The sequence below is a fragment of the Streptomyces sp. NPDC058045 genome (assembly GCF_042885635.1).
Classification (GTDB): Bacteria; Actinomycetota; Actinomycetes; order Streptomycetales; family Streptomycetaceae; genus Streptomyces.
Map to the genome: position 1 here is coordinate 138,521 of NZ_JBHVRR010000007.1, position 17,119 is coordinate 155,639.

Below are 17,119 nucleotides of genomic sequence, written 5' to 3' on the forward strand. Positions count from 1 at the left end.
GCGAGTAGGAGTGTCGAGTGCCGATGGAAGAGGCCCGCCCGCGGATGAAGCAGCAACCGGCCACCCCGGACCCGGTGCCGCCCCCCGCACCCCGCCGCGGCCCGGCGCTACGCGAACAGGCACCGGTCATCGCCGCGGTCTCCGTCGGCGGCGCCCTCGGCGCCCTCGCCCGCTATGCCGCCGCCCTGATCTGGCCCACCCCGCCCCACGCCTTCCCTTGGACCACACTCGCCGTCAACGCCGTCGGCTGCGCCGTCATCGGCGTCTTCATGGTGCTGATCAGCGACGTATGGGCGGCCCACCGCCTGGTCCGGCCCTTCTTCGGCACCGGCGTCCTCGGCGGCTTCACCACCTTCTCCACCTACGCCGTGGACATCCAGCGGCTGGTGGACCACGACCGGCCGCGCCTGGGCCTCGCCTATCTGGCGCTGACCCCGCTGGCGGCCATGGCGGCCGTCTGGACGGCGGCCCGGCTCACCCGCCGCGTCATCGAACGGAGGCAGCGATGAGGCTCACCGGATCCGCACTGCGGCTCACCGTGTTCATCGGCGAGAACGACACCTGGCACCACAAGCCGCTGTTCGCCGAGATCGTGCACCGCGCCCACCGGGCCGGGCTGGCCGGCGCCTCCGTCTTCCGCGGCGTGGAGGGCTTCGGCGCCACCTCCCGCATCCACACCAGCCGCCTGCTGTCCCTCAGCGAGGACCTGCCGGTCGCCGTCGTCATCGTGGACACCGAGGACCGCGTCCGCGCCTTCCTCCCGCAGCTCGACGAACTCGTCACCGAGGGCCTGGTCACCCTCGACCCCTGCGAGGTCATCCACTGTGATACCGGGGGGACCGGCACCGACCCCGGCACCGGCGGTGCGACGGAAGCGGGGCGGCAGCGGTGAACTGGCTCCTGGTCACCGCCGGCGCCATGGCCGGCGCCCCCCTCCGCTACCTCACCGACCGCGCCGTCCAGTCCCGGCACGACACCGTCTTCCCCTGGGGCACCTTCACCGTCAACATCACCGCCTGCCTCATCCTCGGCTTCCTCGCCGGCGCCACCACCTCCCCCCACCTCCAACTCCTCCTCGGCACCGGCCTCTGCGGCGCCCTCTCCACCTACTCGACCTTCTCCTACGAAACCCTCCGCCTCGCCGAAGAAGGCGCCGCCCGCTACGCCGCCCTCAATGTCACGGCCAGCGTCGTCACGGGCCTGGGCGCGGCCTACCTGGGCGCGGTGGCGGCGGGGGCGGTGTGGGGGTGAGCGGGCGCCCGAAAAACGCTGGCCTCCCGTGCCGTCCAGCGCGGAGACTTCCGGTATGGCGCTGCATCAGCACGAGGTCGCGGTCGACGAGGAGCGGGTCAGGGCACTGCTGGCGGCACAGTGCCCGCAGTGGGCCGAGCTGCCGTTGTCCCGGGCGGGCGCGGGCACGGACAACACCATGTACCGACTGGGCCGCGAGCTGATCGTGCGGCTGCCCCGGACCGCGGACCTCGCCCGGTCCCTGCGGACCGAACAGCGGTGGCTGCCCCGCCTGGCACCCCACCTCGCCTGCCGCGTCCCCGAGCCCGTCCACGCTGGGACCCCGACCACCGCCTTCCCACTGCCCTGGTCGGTCTACCGCTGGATCGACGGCGACCTACCCGGCCCCGACACCGTCCAGGACTGGACCGTTTTCGGAGCCGAACTCGCCACGACCGTAAGGGAGTTCCACGACATCGACCTGATGGGGCAGACCCGCGCCGACGACCTTAGCTGGTACCGCGGCGGCAGCCTTCAGGCGTGCGACGAGTGGGTCAGCGCCAGCCTCGGCCAATGCCGGACCCTGGCCGGGACGGAACTCGACATCGAGGCCCTGGAGAAGCTGTGGCGCGCCGCGCTCGCGCTGCCCGAGTCCACCGCACCCCAGGTATGGCTCCACGGCGACCTCAAGCCCACCAACCTCCTTGTCCAGGACGGCAGTCTGCACGCCGTCATCGACTTCGGCTGCCTCTCGGTCGGCCTCCCCGACGCCGAGCACTCCACCGTCTGGGACCTGCCGCACGCAGCACGACAGGCCTACTGGGACACCCTCGCCCTGGACGACCCGACCTGGACCCGCGCCCGCGCCTGGGCGATAGCCGTCGCCACCAGCGGCCTCACCTACTACTGGCGGACCTACCCGCCGTTCGTCACCGAATGCAAGACCCGCCTCCACGCCATCCTCACCGACGCCGCGACGCGGTGAACCGCGGTTGCCGGTACGGGATCGCGGGGTGAAGTCAGCAGCCGCCCGCGTACGCCGCGAAGGCCGTCCAGGCGTCGGGCGTCACGGAGAAGGGGCGACGGTCGATGTCCTTGGAGTCTCGGACGTGGACGGTGCCGGGGCGGGCGGCGACCTCGACGCAGTTGTCGCCGTCCCCTCCGCTGTAGCTGCTCTTGAACCAGCTCAGGTCTTCCGTGGTGGTCATAGCGCTCCTCGCATCTGTTCCAGCAAGCTCACCGTAGCCCGGCCATCCGGTGGGAAACGCTTGCCCTGCTCGATCTTGGCGACATAGGCCACCGAGTACCCGAGGCGCGGCGCGAACTCCTCCTGGGTGAGACCGCCGCTCTCCCGCAGCGCCTTCAGCGCGGCCCCGAACGTCCTGAGCCCATCGGACAGTTCGGGTTCGCTGCCCGCCCCCGCGCCCCCGTCATGGTCCGTCGTCATCGCGTCGCCCGCCTTCCGTGCCCTGGTCAACCTGCCCAGGTTCAGGAGCAGTTACCTGCGTCGTCCAGCGCGTGAACCGGTACAGACGGATCTGTATGGGTGGGCGGCGCCCACGAGTCCCCCGACGTGCCCAGTCGCCCGGTGAGCGTCACTGACCGCCGAAAGTCGACCGCGTCGAACCGCACCACCCGAGCGGGCGGCGGCACTCGTCCAACTCCCGCCCGAACACCCGGACTTGAGCTCCGCCACCCCGGAACGCCCACCCCCTCAACCGCTGAGGCAAGCCCCCGTTCAGGCCGGGAGGCGGTCCAGGAGGGCGGTGAAGTCGGTGGTCGGGGGGAGGGTGCCGAAGGCCAGGCCCTGGTCGCCGGTGAGGCGGGTGGCGCAGAAGGTGTCGGCCACGGCGGACGGGGCGTGGCGGACGAGGAGGGAGGCCTGGAGGACGATAGCGGTGCGCTCGATGAGGCGGCGGGCGCGGAGCTGGGCGTCCTCGGTGAGGGTGAACTGCGCGCGCAACTCCCGCCAGGCGGCGTCGAGTCGGGCGTCGGCACGGGCCGCGGCCTCGATCTCGGCGGAGAGGGCGGCCAGGGACTCCGGTTCGCGGGCCAGCGCGCGCAGCATGTCGAGCGCGTTGACGTTGCCGGAGCCCTCCCAGATTCCGTTGAGGGGGGCCTCGCGGTAGAGGCGCGGCATCCCGGAGGCCTCGTCGTAACCGTTGCCGCCGAGGCACTCCAGCGCTTCGGCGACGGCGGGCGGCTGCCGCTTGCAGATCCAGTACTTGGCGACGGCGGTGGCCAGGCGGAGGAAGGCACGTTCGCTGTCATCGCCCTGCTGGGCCCGGTCGGCGGCGCCCGCGAGACGTAGCGCGAGGGTGGTGGCGGCCTCCGACTCCAGGGCCAGGTCCGCCAGGACGTTGCGCATCAGGGGCTGGTCGAAGAGCCGGGCGCCGAACACACTGCGGTAGCGGGAGTGGTGCGCGGCCTGCGCGAGCGCCCCGCGGATACCGGCCGCGGAACCGAGTACGCAGTCCAGGCGGGTCATCGTCACCATGTCGATGATGGTGCGCACCCCCCGCCCCTCCTCCCCGACCAGCCACGCCACCGTGTCATCGAACTCGGGCTCACTGCTGGCGTTGGACCGGTTGCCGAGCTTGTCCTTGAGCCGCTGGATACGGAAGGTGTTGCGGCTGCCGTCGGGCAGTACGCGCGGTACGAGGAAGCAGGAGAGCCCACCCGGCGCCTGCGCCAGCACCAGGAACACGTCGTTCATCGGCGCGCTGGTGAACCACTTGTGCCCACGCAACCGCCAAGTCCCGTCCGCCTGTTGCACGCCACTGGTGGTGTTGGCCCGCACATCGGTACCGCCCTGCTTCTCCGTCATCCCCATCCCGGCCAGCAGCCCGCGCTTGCCGGCGGGAGTGCGCAGGCCCGGGTCGTAGACGCGGCTGGTGAGCAACGGCTCGTACCGTGCGGCGAGTTCGGGCGAACGGCGCAGAGCGGGAACGACGGCGTACGTCATGGACACCGGGCAGAGATGCCCCGGCTCCAACATGCTGGCCAGCATGAAACTGCCCGCCCGCGCCACATGGGCCCCGGGCCGGCTGTCGCCCCACGCCGCCCCGGCAAGCCCCGCCCCCACCGAGGCCTCCATCAGCGAGTGATAGGCGGGATGGAACTCGACCTCGTCAATCCGGTGCCCGTAGCGGTCATGCGTGCGCAACTCCGGCTCGTGGCGGTTTGCCTGGTCGGCGAGGTGCTGGGCGGCCTCACTCCCGGTGTACCGACCGAAGCGGTGCAACTCGCCCAGATGCCAGGTGGCCCCCTCCCGCCGGATTCCCTCCAGCAGAACGGCGTCCTCGGCGGGGTCGTGACCGGTCAACGGGGGCGGCTGGTTGGTTACTTGGTGGGTTACGGAGGTGGGGTGGGGGGCGGGGGTGGGAGCGGTGACCGAGGTGGGGTCGGTGGTGGGGGCGGTGGGGGTGGTGGGTTGTGTGGCGTCTGCCGGGGGATCGGTGGGTGGGGTGGCGGGTGGGTCGGTGGGGGCGTTGGTGGGGGCGTTGGTGGGTGTCATGTGGGGCTCCTTGGGGGGGTGGGGCGGAGCGGTGCTCTTGATTTGGAGCGGTGGTCTTTGTTGGGAGCGGTGCTCTTTAGCGAGTGCGGTGCTCTTTGGTGTGTGCAGTGCGCTCTTTCGGGAGCGGTGCTCTCTGGGGTGTGCAGTGCGCTCTTTCGGGAGCGGTGCTCTCGGCTCCGGGGGGTGGGGCGGCGGAGCGGTGGTCTCTGACGGGAGCGGTGCTCTTTTGCGGGAGCGGTGCTCTTGGGCCGGAGTAGTGCTCTCGGATGGGAGCGGCGCTCTCTTGGGTGAGCGGTGCTCTCCGGGTGGAGCGGTGCTCGCTGACGGAAGCGGTGATCTCTGGACGGAGCGGTGCTCTCGGTCCGGGCGGTTGGACGGCGGCCCCTCCGGGCGGTCGGACCCCGCCCCCGCGCAGCGCAGCGCCGTCGCGGTGAGGTCGGCCAGGAGGTCCGCGACGGCTTCCTCGCCCGGTTCCGTGAGCGGGTCGACCAGGATCTCGCCGACCGCGCCGGTGAGGGCGGCGGCGGTGATCCGGCAGTTCTGGGCGGGGAGTTGACCGGTGGCGACGCCCTCCCGCACCACCTCGGCGAAGAGGGCACGGTAGCGGTGGCGGTAGTCGAGGCGTTCGGCGCCCACCGCAGGTTCCGCGGGGGCGGCGAGCAGGGCGTAGGCGAGGCCGCGGTTCTCCAGGGCGCGGCGCGCGAAGACCTCCACCCCGCGGGCCAGCCGCTCGACCGGGTCGCCCGGGCCGCCCAGCACCTCGCCGAGTACCGCCACCTCGTGCCCCGCGGCCCGCCGGAACACCTCCACCGCGAGCGCCGCCTTGGACGGGAAGTGCTGGTAGACGGAGCCGGCCGCTATTCCGGCGGAGCGGGCCACGGCGGTCACCGAGGCCTGGGCCCAGCCGACCTCGGCCACGACGGCGGTGGCACGGTCGACCAGGCGTTCCCGGGTGGCTTCGAGTCGTCGCAGTTCGGCGGGGGTCTTGCGGTAGGCCATATAAAAAGTGAACCACCATTCAGAGCTTCTTGCCAGGGGTGTCGGGACCGTTCCACGGGGTCGGTGAGTCGGACCGGTTCGCCGTAGCCATGGAGCCGCCCCCGTCCCCCCGACCTCCCCATGGCCGACCTCCCCATGGCCGACCTCCCCCCTGGCGCCGCCGTTCCGTCGAGTGGAGGCCGTTTCGTAGGGTGCCCGTATGGCCGTTCACGTTCGTCTCGCCGAGCCCGTCGACGCCGATGCGATCGGTGAGGTACACGCCGCGTCCTGGGCGGAGGCCTATGCGCCGTTCTTCGACGCGGAGTTCGCCGTCCGCGGGGTCGAGGATCGCCGGGTGCGTTGGCATCAGCGGCTCGCCGAAGGGGAGTTGACCGTTCTCCTGGCCGAACTCGACGGTGCGGCAGCCGCGTTGGCCGTCTACAGCCCCTCCGAGGAACGGCAGGGCTGGGCCGAGATCCACAGCTTCTACTGCCATCCGGAGCGCTGGGGCAGCGGTGCCTCCGCCGAGTTGATGGCCGGGACGCTGCGCCGGACCCGCGAGGAGGGCAGCCTCGGCGTACATCTGTGGACGCTGCGGGACACACCGCGCTCCCGCCGCTTCTACACCAAGAGCGGTTTCACCGAGACCGGCGCCTCCCGCCCGCGCGACTTCGGGGACGGAAAGCCCCTGGAACAGGTGGAGTTCGCGTACCGCTGGTGAGGGTGGGGGCGGGGGACCGTACGGCCACCGCCCGTGCCGCGCACCGCCTCCGTCTCCCGCCCGCCCGAACTGCCCCCGTCTGACTCACACCGGTCCCCAACTCCCCCACACAGCACGGCAAGAGCGCTGCAAGCGGTGTGCAAGGAAAGCGTCGGGTGGGCCGGGAAATCGCCTGCTGTCCGTTGTACACAGCGTTCAGCGATGGGGGAATCGCGTGTCTGTCCGAACAACGAAACCAGCACTGATCGAGCAGGGCCACTGGCTCACGGTACGGGACTGCAGGCGGGTCCTGGTGGTCGTGCACACGGTGACCTTCGCGCAGCGTCTGCGCGAGGTCTTCGAACTGCTGGAGACCGATCTGCGGATCCAGTTGGTCTTCACGGTCGCGCCACATGCCTTCGGCACCGGCACCACCGAGTACCTGCGCAGCCTGGGCATCTCCACGGTGCCCTGGAAGGAGGCGCTGCGGGCCGAGTTCGACCTCGCACTCGCGGCCGGGTCCCGCGGAGTGCACCGACTGCGGGCGCCGGTCCTGCGGATCTCGCACGGGGCGGGGCAGATCAAACTGCTCACCGACGTCAGCACACTGGCCCGGGGAGAGCGCCGGGTACCCGGGATGCTCAGCCGCCAACACCTCCTGCACGACGGCGAGTTGGTGCCCTCGGCGATCGTCTACGCCCATGACCGGGATCTGGCGGAACTGGCCGAGTCCTGCCCGGAGGCGCTTCCGGTGGCGCATGTGCTGGGCGACCCCTGCGTCGACCGGATCACGGCCGGTGTGCCTAGGCGGGAGGCGTACCGCGGTGCCCTCGGTATCGGCGGGCGGCAGCGGCTGGTGGTCGTCTCGTCCACCTGGGGGCCGACCTCGACGTTCGGCCGACTGGACTCGCTGCTACCGCAGTTGCTGAGCCAACTGCCGCGTGAGGGCTACCGGGTGGCGATGCTGGTCCACCCCAATGTGTTCGCGGGGCACGGCGACCGGCAGGTGCGCGGCTGGCTGTCCTGCTGCCGGGAACGGGGGATCGCGGTCGTCCCGCCGGAAGCGGACTGGCAGTCGGTGCTGATCGCGGCCGACTGGGTCATCGGCGACCACGGCTCCCTCACCGCGTACGGCACCCTCACCGGGGCGACGATGCTGCTGACCGCCGGACCCCGGCGGGAGGTGTCGGCGTCCTCCCCGGCCGCCCTGCTCTCCGCCGTCGCACCGGTGGTCTCCCCGGCACACCCGCTGGCGGAACAACTGGAGTACGCGGCACGCCTACGCCGTCCAGGGCAGTACGACCAGGTCACGGCGTCGTTGTCCTCGGTGCCGGGCGAGTTCCACCGGCGGATGCGGTCGGTGGTCTACCGGATGCTCGGGCTGGGGGAGCCGGCCAGCCCCTCACCGGCCGCACCGCCTCCGCTGCCCCCGCCGCTCTCCCGGTGGGAGTCTGCCCCGGGCACCGCGGACGCACGATGAGCGCCCGGCTCGCGACCCCGGGGCCGGACGCCGCGTGGGCCACGGTGTGCTTTCTGGCGGTCTCGCATGAGGAAAGCGCGTCGTCGGCGGTCTCGCGTGACGACGGCTCGTCCCTCGTGGTGTGGCGTTCGGACGTGGCGCACGGTCCGGCCCTCGTCCGGTCGGACCGCCTGCCCTCCTCCGCCGGTGAGCGCGCGCCGTCCGCCGGTGAGCGCCCGTATCCGGGAACGTCCCGCTGCCCGCACCGGCCCGGCGATGGGTCTCCCTGCGATGAGCATCTGTGGGTGGACGCGAGCAGTCCGGGCGGTGCGCGGCTCATGGAGTGCGCCGATGTGCTGGTGAGCAGTGGGGCGTTGGCGCCGGATGCGGCGCGGCGGCGGGTGCGCGAGCTGCTGGCCGGGCACCCCGGCTGCCTCGCCGCGGCCGTACCCGCCACCGCGGCGGGATGTGCCGTCGGGGTCCGGGCCCGGACGGGCGCCCTGTCCTTCGTGCGGCTGGACGGGACGGACGCACCGGTCCCACCGCAGGCGGTGGCCTCGCTGGCGCACGCCTGGGTGGTGGCCGGGGGATCGCTCGGGGCACTGCGTTCCGTATCGCTGGCGGAGGGGCGGTGACGGTGCGCGGGTGGGGGTGCGCGGGTGAGCGGGACGGCCGGCCGCGGGGGTGATCAGGGCTGCCGCAGCCGGTCGTCCAGTCGTTGGGCGTCCTCGGGGCTGAGGCGTCGGAAGAGGTCGCGGGCGGCCTCGAAGTACCGGGTGGATTCCGCCTGTTCACCCTGTGCCGCGGCGGCCTGGCCCAGCCACTCCAGGCAGCGCGCCTCCCAGTGCTCGGAGCGCGCCTCACCCGCCCGGAAGCGTTCGAGGGCGTCTCGCAGGAGTGGGATGCCCTCGGTGCTTTCCCCACGGCGGTCCAGGACATGGCCGAGCATGGCGTGCACCCGGGTGGCCTCGTAGGTCTCGCCCAGGGTTACCAATTCGGCGCCCGCTCGGCGCAGTTGCCCGGCGGCATCGTGCAAGTCCCCCTCTGCCAAGGCGGTTTCGCCGAGGCGGCGTCGGGTGAGAGCGGCTCCGCGGCGGTAGCCGATTGACTCCCGGAGCCGCAGTGCGTGCTCGAAGTGGGCGCGCGCCCCGGCGAGTTGGCCGTCCAGCAGGCTGACATGGCCCAACCCGCTCAGCGCTTGAGCCTGTTGCCTCAAGTCCCCGTCGGCCAGGGCTAGTTCGAGCGCCTGCCGGTACCAGTCGGCCGCCTCCGCGTACCGGCAGGCGTTGCGCAGGCCGATCGCGCCGGAGGTCAACATACGGCCCACGCCCTCCCGGGAGCCGCTGCTGCGGGCCGCTTCCAGGCCGAGTCGGTGCGCCTCGATCCACATCTCGGTCGGGCGCAGCCGGAGGAAGAGGGGCCAGAGCAGGTCCGTCAGACGCCAGCAGGAGGAGTGCCAGCCGACCTGGGCCGAGTGCCGTATCGCGCTCATCAGGCCGTTGCGGTGGGTGTCCAGCCAGGTGAGGGCCGCCTCGGGGCCGTCGAGCGGGGTCGCGGGCGCGGCTTGGGCGGGAAGGTCGTGTCCCGGGAGGCGGTGGCTGGGGGTGAGGATGCTCTCCGCCGAGGCCGCGGTGGACAGGCACCAGTCGACGAAGCGGCGCAACGCCTGCTCGCGACGGTCCGCGGGCTCCAACTCCTCGCCGAGCCGCCGGGCATGGGGCTGCACCACGTCATGGAAGCGGTAGGTGCCGGGGCCCGTCTCCACCAGCAGATTCGCCTCCACCAGCGTATACACGGCACTCTCGTACACGGCACTTTCGGCGGCATCCCCGGTATCCCGCGGGCCGACCCCGTCGCGCGCGAGGGCGGCCAGCAGGGTGAGATCGTGCCGCTCCCCGGGCAGCAGCCCCATCCGCCGGTACAGCGCCCGGCTCTCCTCCGGCAGCACCTCGTACGTCAGGTCGAGCGCCGTACGCATCACGGGCTCCCCGTCGACGCGCAGTGAGCCGACGGGGCCCTCGCCGGCAGAGAGGCTGTCGGCCAGGGCGGCGACGGAATGGTAGGGCCGCAGGGCGAGTTGGGCGGAGGCCAGCGCGACCGCGAGGGGCAACCGGCCGCAGAGTCGGACCACTTCACGTGCGGCGGACGGTTCCCGCGCCACCCGCGGACCGCCGCCGAGCGCGAGGAGTTCCACGGCGGCCTCGTCGGGGAGCCCCGCCAGCCGGTGCAGATCGGCGCCGTCGACCTGGAGGCCGGTCAGGCTGCTTCTGCTGGTGACCACGGTGAGCCCGTTCGGTGTCCCGAGCAGCAGCGGGCGTACCTGGGCGGCGGTGAACGCGTTGTCCAGGAGCACCGCCAGCCGCAGCCCGGAGGTCAACGACCGCCACAGGGCGCTCCGTTGGCCCGTCGCGACCGGGACCGAGGTCGTGCCGAGTGCGACCAGGAAGGCCTCCAGGACGACCGAGGGCGAGACGGGACCCTGCTCCCCCTCGAAGTCCTGGCCGCCGAGGTCGGCGTAGAGCTGGCCGTCGGGGAAGCTCTCGGTGTGCTGGTGCAGCCAGTGGGTGGCGAAGGTGGTCTTCCCGACGCCGGCGAGGCCGCTCACCACCAGGACCTGCGACGCGTGCGGCGGCCGCGCGCCGCGCAACTTGTCCAGGGCCTGCCCGTCGCCCTCCCGGTCGGTGAACCGCGCGGTCACGGGCGGCAGTTGACGCGGTACGGGGAGGCCGGGGCGGGGTGGCGCCGGGACGGGCTGGTGGAAGTGGATGCCGCCGTGGATGTCCCGGGCCTGCACACTGGGGCCGTGGAGTACGGAGTTCCCGCTGATGGTGTTGGTGGTCGGCCCGGGTGCGGTGGGGCCGGGGTGGTGGCATAACCACTCGGTGAGCGCATGCCGGGTCGCGGTGTCCCTGGCGGCCAAGGTGTGTAATTCCAGGGCGAGTTGGTGTGCGGAGGCGGTCGGGGACCGGTTTCCCTCGGCGGGTTGCGGGGGCCGGAGCCGGGTCACCGAGGGGTCCGCGCGGGCCGCGGTGTCGACCACCTGTGCCAGTTCGCGCCAGGCGGCGGATCCGGGGTCCGCACCGCAGGCCGCGATGGCCGACAGCAGCGCCTCCGGTCCGTCCGAGGGGAAAGCACCCACGTACGCAACTCCTTTCCACGTTCTGGCAATCACTCCCAGTCTCGGCCACGGCATGGACCCGTAGGGCTACTTATCAGTCAAATCCGCCCTCCGGTGCGTCCCGATATGGCCGTTCAAGGCAGGTTCATGACAGTCTTGAACGTTCGGGACCGCAGGCCCTACCGTCGAGGAGGCCGCTGGTGGAGTTCGAGATCAGGCTCTCGGGATCGGTGGAACTCCGAGCGGCGGGCCGGCGGAACGACCTCGGGTCGACCAAGACGCGGGTGGCGCTCGCCGCCCTCGCCTGGGACACGGGGCGCACGGTGAGCGTGGACACCCTGATCCACCGCATCTGGGACGACCACCCGCCCGACAAGGCCAGACAGGCGCTGCACGCCCATATCTCCCGGATCCGGAGCGCCCTGCGGATCGCCGGCGCCGACGCACCCGCCATCCTCAGCCGCACCAACTCCTATGCCCTGGAGGCCGATCCGGACCGGGTGGACCTGCGCAGCTACACGACCTGCGTGGAGCGGGCCCGTTCGCTCGGCGACGGCGGGGACGCCCAGGCCGCCCTCCGCCTGCTGGACCGGGCGGACGCTCTCTGGCGCGGCGAACCGCTCGCCGGTATCACCGGCACCTGGCCCGAGCATCTGCGCACCGCCGTCGGCGAGACCAGTCTGGTCGCCGCGGTGACCAGGGCCGACATCCTCCTCGGCGAGGGCCGCTTCATCGACGCCGTCCCCGTACTCATCCCGGCGGCCGAGGCACACCCGGTGGACGAGGCCCTGGCCGAACGCCTCGCCATCGCCCTCTACGGCAGCAACCGCACGGCCGAGGCGACCCGGCTGCTCCAGCGGACCCGGCAGCGCGTCGTCCGCGACATCGGCCTCGACGCCGGGCGCGGGCTGCACCGCGTACACCAGGGAATCCTCGCGGGAACCCCGGCGACGGCCCTACTCTCCGGCGCGGGGGCGGGAGTTGGGACACGAGCCGTTGCCGGGGACCGAGCCGGGGCAGGTGCGCAGGCGTCCTCCGCACCACCGGCGCGGCGGGCCCCGGACAATCTGCCGCGCGATGTCCCCTGGGCCGGACGCCACGATGAACTGCGGCGACTCACCACCGCGCTCACCGAGGGCCAGGGAGCTTCGGACATCGTCACCGTCGAGGCCATCCATGGAATGGGCGGTGTGGGAAAGACCGCCCTGGCCGTCCATCTGGCCCACCGGTTACGCGACCGCTTCCCGGACGGCCGCATCTTCCTGCACCTGGGCGGAAGTTCCACCGACCGCACCCGCGCGACCCCCACCCGCGCCCTCACCGAACTGCTCCGCCTGATCGGTATGCCCGTCAAGCAACTGCCCGGCGAATTAGACGAGTTGGTCGCGTTATGGCGTACGGCGGCCCGTGACCGCCGGATGCTGGTGATCCTGGACGACGCGACCTCCTCCGCCCAGATCCGCCCCCTGCTCCCGGGCTCCTCCCCGACGGCCGTCCTGGTGACCAGCCGCCGATGGCTGCCCGGACTGCCGGGTGTGCGGCCGGTCTCGCTCGATGTGCTCTCGCCCAGGGACGCGGCCGCGCTCTTCTCACGGCGGCTGGGCAGAGAGCGCGACCACGATCCGTCCGATGTGGCGGAGATCGTCCGTATCTGCGGCCACCTCCCGCTGGCCATCGAGATCGCCGCCAGCCGACTGCTCACCCGCGCCTCCTGGACCACCGCCGACCTGCTGCGCCAACTGGGCGGAGGCGGCCGCCTGGCCCAACTGCACGACATGGAACGGGCGTTGACCCATGTCTTTGAAGTCTCCTACCGGGCGCTGAATGCCGAGCAGCAGGTGGTCTTCCGCCACATCGGCCTGCATACGGGGGTGGAGTTCGGGACGGGAGCGATCGCCGCGCTCACCGGATTATCGGTGGATTCCGCCGAACGGGTACTGGAAGAACTGCTCACCCATCACCTGGTGGCCGAACCCGTTCCCCACCGCTTCACCATGCATGACCTTTTGCGCGACTATGCGCGAGACCTGGTCGAAGCCGATGAAGCCGAATCCGCGGACGATGTCCGACAGTCCGTACAACGCCTTGTGGATCACTACATCCGGGCCGCGGACCGGGCGGACCGGCTGGCCTATCCCTTCCGCCCCCGCGCCGCGGCCGAGCCGGAAGATCCCGCAACTCCGCAGACCTGTCCGGATATCGGTGACGCGCGATCGGCGGAACAGTGGCTGATCACCGAATCGGCCAATCTACTGGACACTCTGCACTGGTTCGCACAGCACGGCACAGAACGCCAACTCGCAGTCGCCGTCCAGGTGTTGGCCGGATTCCTGGACATGGAGGGCCACTCCGCCACAGCCGAGCCACTGCTCCAGCGCGCCGCCGCCCACTGGAACACCGCAGGTGACAGCCGCGCCAGAGCCCGAGCCCTGCTCGACCTCTCCATGGTGTACACCCACGGCTCCCGCTACGAGGAGGCGATCGCGGTCGCCGGCGAGGCGCTGGACATCGCGCGATCACTGCGGGAACCGGAAATAGAGAGCGAATGCATCCACCAACTCTCCACCTCCCTGTGGCAGACCGGCCAGTACACCCTGGCCCGATCGCTTGAGAAAGAATCCCTGAACTCCCTCCTCCAGACGGGAAACACACTCCGGATAGCGCGCTGCCGGAACATACTCGGAGTGCTCCATCTCCACCTGGACGAGAATGCGGAAGCGCTGAATTACTTCACCACCGCGCTCGCTGAATTCACATCCATAGGCGATGACAGGGGAAGGTACTCCGCACTCAACAACAAAGCGGAAGTCCACAAGAAGGCCGGCCGCCCGGAAGCCGCGGAAATCGACTACCGCCAGGCGATGCTCATCTCGGACCATATGGGCAATCCACGGGACAAGGCCACCCTCCAGATAAACCTGGCCTCCGTCATAAGTGAACTCGGCGGAGCCGATGAGGCCCTGGTTTTGTATGACCTTGCCCTTCCCGTGCTCAGGGGTGTCGGGGATCGCCGCGCGGAGGCCATCACCCTCACCAGGAAGGGCACGGTGTACCGCCAGGTCGGCCGCACCGAGGAGGCCGTGCGGCACCACCTCTCCGCGCTTGAGGTGGCGCGCGCCATTCACGCGGCGGGCGAGGAGATCGACGCGCTCTACGAACTTGCCCTGGCCGAATGGGATGCGGGTCGCACCACCGAAGCCATGGCGAGACTCCGCCGCAGTCTCGAATTGAGCCGAGCCATCGGCGCGGCCGCCGAGCAGGCCCGCGCCGCGAGAGCGCTGGGCCGGCTGCAAGGCGAAGTCGCTTCCTCGTAGGTTCTGCGAGCGGCCACGGGTCGTATTCATCGTTCTGGCATATGCCAAAGGAATATGCCCACTCTCGCCGGTGTGCGGATCCATATTCCGGTGCCCTAGTGTGATCGGCGTCGCGGATTCCGGTGCCATCACCGATCCGGAACGACGCCCATGCCTGCCTGCGCTCCCCGGGCGCTAAGCGAAAGACCGCAATGCGCAAATTCCCGAAACACCGGATCGTCCTCGCAATGATTACCTTCACGTGCATCATTTATGCCATATCCAACGCTCCCGGCCCGCCGAACACCTATGTGTGAACGCCCTGGCGCCGTTCGGTACTTGCCGACACCCCAGGGCCCCGTACCGGCCACCGTGCGGGGACTACCGGACGCCAACGCCGGTGATCCCCAAGGGGGTTGGCGCGCACGGCATGAGGACGGACTCCGCGGAGGCCGCCGCCGGCTTCACGTCGCGCCCAGCTCCGCCCGCGCGATGTCGATGAACCCCTCGTACTGCCTGACGTAGGCGTCGAACTCGCCGAGGTAGGTGAGCCACGCCATGTCCCCGCCGGTCACCCCCTGCTCGGCCGCGCTCCTCAGTGCGTGCGCCATGGCCCACGCAGCCTGCATGACCGCATGAGCATGGCCCGCCAGCGCCCCGGGGCCGAGCAGGCTGACCCGGTTGAGGAGGCCGGCGACCGTGGCGCACGCCTCGCTGACATCGTCGGCCGCCGTGGCGGTCAGATCCCGCTGCGCGGTTCCGGCGCTCTCCAGCAGGTCCTGGGCCGCCCCGATGAAGGCCGCGTACACCTCAAGACGCTGCTCCCTGAGCCAGCGGGCGTGCTCGGTCGCCGCCTGATCGACGGTCTGCTGCCGAACGGCGCGCACACTCGCCTCCGCGCCGAGCCGAGCACCCCGGACCACCGCGTACCCGCCGACGGCGGCCCCGATGAGCCCCGCCGCCCCGGCGAACGCCGCCGCTATCCCCTGATCCACAACCTCATCTCTTCCCCCGCCGACAGCGTCCAACTGCGTTCTGTTCCAACAAGTTTGACGGCACATCAGCATCCATACCGGGCAACTGGATCACCGGCGCGCGGTAGCCTGACGCGATGGAGCCTGGCCGATTAGAGGAACCACCCTCGCCGAGCGCCGCACGCCCCTGCCGGGCCACGGTCCTGGACGGGACGAGTCCGCTGACCCCGACCATCCCGTCCCGCCGGTATGACGGAACGGGGGACTAGATGCCCTGGTGGCAGTTCGCTCTCTGGGGTGCCGGGGGCGGTGCGCTGGTTGAATTCCTCTCCATCTATGAAAGCTGCCGCCAATGGCAGTCCGCGAGGCGAACCCCCACCGGCAAGGTGAGGGCCAATCCGCCGACGCTCGGCAAATACCTCGATGTGCCCGCCCATGTACTGATCACGCTCTTCCGGATGGGACTCGGGGCGGGCGTTGCGGTTCTGTTCGGGGCGAGCGGTCAGATCGGCGGCGCCTACGCCGCGGTCGCACTCGGATTCTCCGCCCCGTCGCTGCTGGCACAACTCGGAAACATCTCCAAGGTCGCCGACGCGGTCACCGGCGCCAACGGCGAACTCGCCGCCCAGAATGGTGCCGCCGGGGGCGGCGCCACCCCTCCCACAGTCGACAGCGGCGATCCGCTGGTGGTCATCACCCCCAGGTACGGCCAGGGAGGAGGGAACCGTGGGCGGTGACACCTCGTTGGTACGCCGGGTGCTCGCCGGCCTGCTGGACGCACCCGCACCGATGCCGACCAGCACGTCCCGTCCACCCGGCACCGGATATTCGATGGCACGCCGGGTCTCCGCCGGACTTCTCGGCGTAAGACTTCCGGAAAGGGCCGTACCGATCGTTCTCCGGGCCGCTCCGAGGATCACCGGTATCGTGGACGCCGCAAATTGTGGTCTGGGACGGCAGAATCGTGCACGGCGCCCGTTGGTCACAGCGGTGCTCTCCGTACTTGCATCATGTATGGCGGGAGGAATTCTCCTGACGTCCGGTCAACCGGCGAGTGGGCCTCCCGGTCATGGTGCGACTTCCGATTTCCGTTACCACCACGACAAGTTGAGGATCGGCGTTTCGGCGGACACACCCGGACTGAGCGTGGCCCGCGACGGCACCTACCAGGGTTTCGAGGCCGACCTCGCCCGGGAGATCGGCCGTGAACTCGGCTTCAGCTCCGGCCGAATCAAGTTCCGCCCGGTCACCTCGGACAACCGCGGCGCCTACCTCAAGGCCAATCGTGTCGACCTGGTGCTCGCTTCGTACAGCATCAGCGCGCAGCGGGAGGAGGGCGACGGTGTGCGGTTCGCCGGTCCCTACCTCGAAAGCCTCAAGGGCGTACTGGTGCGCAAGAACCGGCCCTACAACAACCTCAGCGACCTCCAGCAGGACAAGACCGCCGAAGTGTGCACCGTACGGAACTCGGTGTACGTGCCGTGGCTCAAGTCGCAGGGATTGGGGGACCAGTTGGTCCTCCGGTCCGGCTACGAGGACTGCGTGAAGGCGCTGCTGGATCCGGCGACCCGTGTCTACGGGGTGGCCACCGATGACGTCATCGTCGCCGGGCTCGCCGACAAGTACCCAGCCGAGACAAAGGCGTTGGCGAGCTCCGGCGGCTCCGAAGGCTACGGGGTGGCGATGAACTCCCGCGAGGTCGGACTGCACAACGAGGTGTGCCAGGCACTGTCGGCCATCATGGCCAAGTCCCCTGGCTCCACGTCCCGTTGGGCCGTCCTCTACAACCGGCACCTCAAGCCGATGACAGGCCGGACACCGACCGAGCCGGAACTCAACTCCTGCTGATC

13 protein-coding genes and 3 pseudogenes are annotated in these 17,119 nt (G+C 70.8%); 10 read left to right on the forward strand and 6 right to left on the reverse strand.

Annotation, left to right across the window (positions count from 1 at the left end):
• The first annotated feature begins 23 nt into the window (after positions 1-23).
• The 4 genes from crcB (ACFVST_RS07065) to ACFVST_RS07080 are packed head-to-tail and all read left to right on the forward strand — an operon-like array spanning position 24 to position 2,215.
• The gene (gene crcB, locus ACFVST_RS07065; RefSeq protein WP_390147725.1) at positions 24-509 is read left to right on the forward strand and encodes a fluoride efflux transporter CrcB; all 486 of its coding nucleotides are present in this window, start codon (positions 24-26) and stop codon (positions 507-509) included.
• Positions 506-892 carry a DUF190 domain-containing protein gene (locus ACFVST_RS07070; protein ID WP_390147661.1) on the forward strand — a complete coding sequence of 129 codons (387 nt, stop codon included), beginning with the start codon at positions 506-508 and terminating at the stop codon, positions 890-892. Before crcB (ACFVST_RS07065) ends, ACFVST_RS07070 begins: the two co-directional genes overlap by 4 nt.
• Positions 889-1,251 carry a fluoride efflux transporter CrcB gene (gene crcB, locus ACFVST_RS07075; RefSeq protein ID WP_390147663.1) on the forward strand — a complete coding sequence of 121 codons (363 nt, stop codon included), beginning with the start codon at positions 889-891 and terminating at the stop codon, positions 1,249-1,251. Before ACFVST_RS07070 ends, crcB (ACFVST_RS07075) begins: the two co-directional genes overlap by 4 nt.
• Positions 1,252-1,306: 55 nt before the next feature.
• Positions 1,307-2,215, forward strand: coding sequence for an aminoglycoside phosphotransferase family protein (locus ACFVST_RS07080; protein WP_390147665.1), 909 nt, complete (start codon positions 1,307-1,309; stop codon positions 2,213-2,215).
• 34 nt (positions 2,216-2,249) lie between these two features.
• Here ACFVST_RS07080 and ACFVST_RS07085 read toward each other — a convergent pair whose 3' ends face one another.
• The 4 genes and pseudogenes from ACFVST_RS07085 to ACFVST_RS07100 form a co-directional block, all read right to left on the reverse strand.
• The gene (locus ACFVST_RS07085) at positions 2,250-2,438 is read right to left on the reverse strand and encodes a DUF397 domain-containing protein (RefSeq protein WP_390147667.1); all 189 of its coding nucleotides are present in this window, start codon (positions 2,436-2,438) and stop codon (positions 2,250-2,252) included.
• 47 nt (positions 2,439-2,485) lie between these two features.
• Positions 2,486-2,677, reverse strand: a pseudogene (locus tag ACFVST_RS07090) (helix-turn-helix domain-containing protein); the annotation flags it as partial.
• A gap of 291 nt (positions 2,678-2,968) precedes the next feature.
• Positions 2,969-4,597: pseudogene (locus ACFVST_RS07095) on the reverse strand (acyl-CoA dehydrogenase family protein); the annotation flags it as partial.
• A gap of 660 nt (positions 4,598-5,257) precedes the next feature.
• Positions 5,258-5,746: pseudogene (locus ACFVST_RS07100) on the reverse strand (TetR/AcrR family transcriptional regulator); the annotation flags it as partial.
• Positions 5,747-5,945: 199 nt separating this feature from the next.
• Here ACFVST_RS07100 and ACFVST_RS07105 point away from each other — a divergent pair.
• The 3 genes from ACFVST_RS07105 (at position 5,946) to ACFVST_RS07115 (ending at position 8,519) form a co-directional block, all read left to right on the forward strand.
• Complete coding sequence (locus ACFVST_RS07105) at positions 5,946-6,446, forward strand: GNAT family N-acetyltransferase (protein ID WP_390147669.1); 501 nt, start codon at positions 5,946-5,948, stop codon at positions 6,444-6,446.
• Between the two features lie 214 nt (positions 6,447-6,660).
• Complete coding sequence (locus tag ACFVST_RS07110) at positions 6,661-7,905, forward strand: hypothetical protein (RefSeq protein ID WP_390147671.1); 1,245 nt, start codon at positions 6,661-6,663, stop codon at positions 7,903-7,905.
• 284 nt (positions 7,906-8,189) lie between these two features.
• Positions 8,190-8,519, forward strand: a complete 330-nt coding sequence (locus ACFVST_RS07115; RefSeq protein WP_390147673.1) for a hypothetical protein — start codon at positions 8,190-8,192, stop codon at positions 8,517-8,519.
• A gap of 53 nt (positions 8,520-8,572) precedes the next feature.
• Here the strand turns inward: ACFVST_RS07115 and ACFVST_RS07120 are convergent, their stop codons facing one another.
• Positions 8,573-11,023, reverse strand: coding sequence for an NB-ARC domain-containing protein (locus tag ACFVST_RS07120; protein WP_390147675.1), 2,451 nt, complete (start codon positions 11,021-11,023; stop codon positions 8,573-8,575).
• Between the two features lie 179 nt (positions 11,024-11,202).
• Here ACFVST_RS07120 and ACFVST_RS07125 point away from each other — a divergent pair, with 179 nt between their 5' ends.
• On the forward strand, positions 11,203-14,316 hold the full coding sequence (locus ACFVST_RS07125) for a tetratricopeptide repeat protein (protein ID WP_390147677.1): 3,114 nt from the start codon (positions 11,203-11,205) through the stop codon (positions 14,314-14,316).
• 443 nt (positions 14,317-14,759) lie between these two features.
• On the opposite strand, the gene ACFVST_RS07130 is transcribed toward ACFVST_RS07125, so the two are convergent.
• A complete protein-coding gene (locus ACFVST_RS07130) occupies positions 14,760-15,290 on the reverse strand; it encodes a hypothetical protein (RefSeq protein WP_390147679.1) in 531 nt (176 codons plus the stop codon).
• 248 nt (positions 15,291-15,538) lie between these two features.
• Here ACFVST_RS07130 and ACFVST_RS07135 point away from each other — a divergent pair, with 248 nt between their 5' ends.
• Positions 15,539-16,006, forward strand: coding sequence for a hypothetical protein (locus ACFVST_RS07135; RefSeq protein WP_390147681.1), 468 nt, complete (start codon positions 15,539-15,541; stop codon positions 16,004-16,006).
• A gap of 370 nt (positions 16,007-16,376) precedes the next feature.
• Positions 16,377-17,117: a transporter substrate-binding domain-containing protein gene (locus ACFVST_RS07140; RefSeq protein ID WP_390147683.1), complete on the forward strand. Its 741-nt coding sequence runs from the start codon at positions 16,377-16,379 to the stop codon at positions 17,115-17,117.
• The last annotated feature ends 2 nt before the right edge of the window (positions 17,118-17,119 follow it).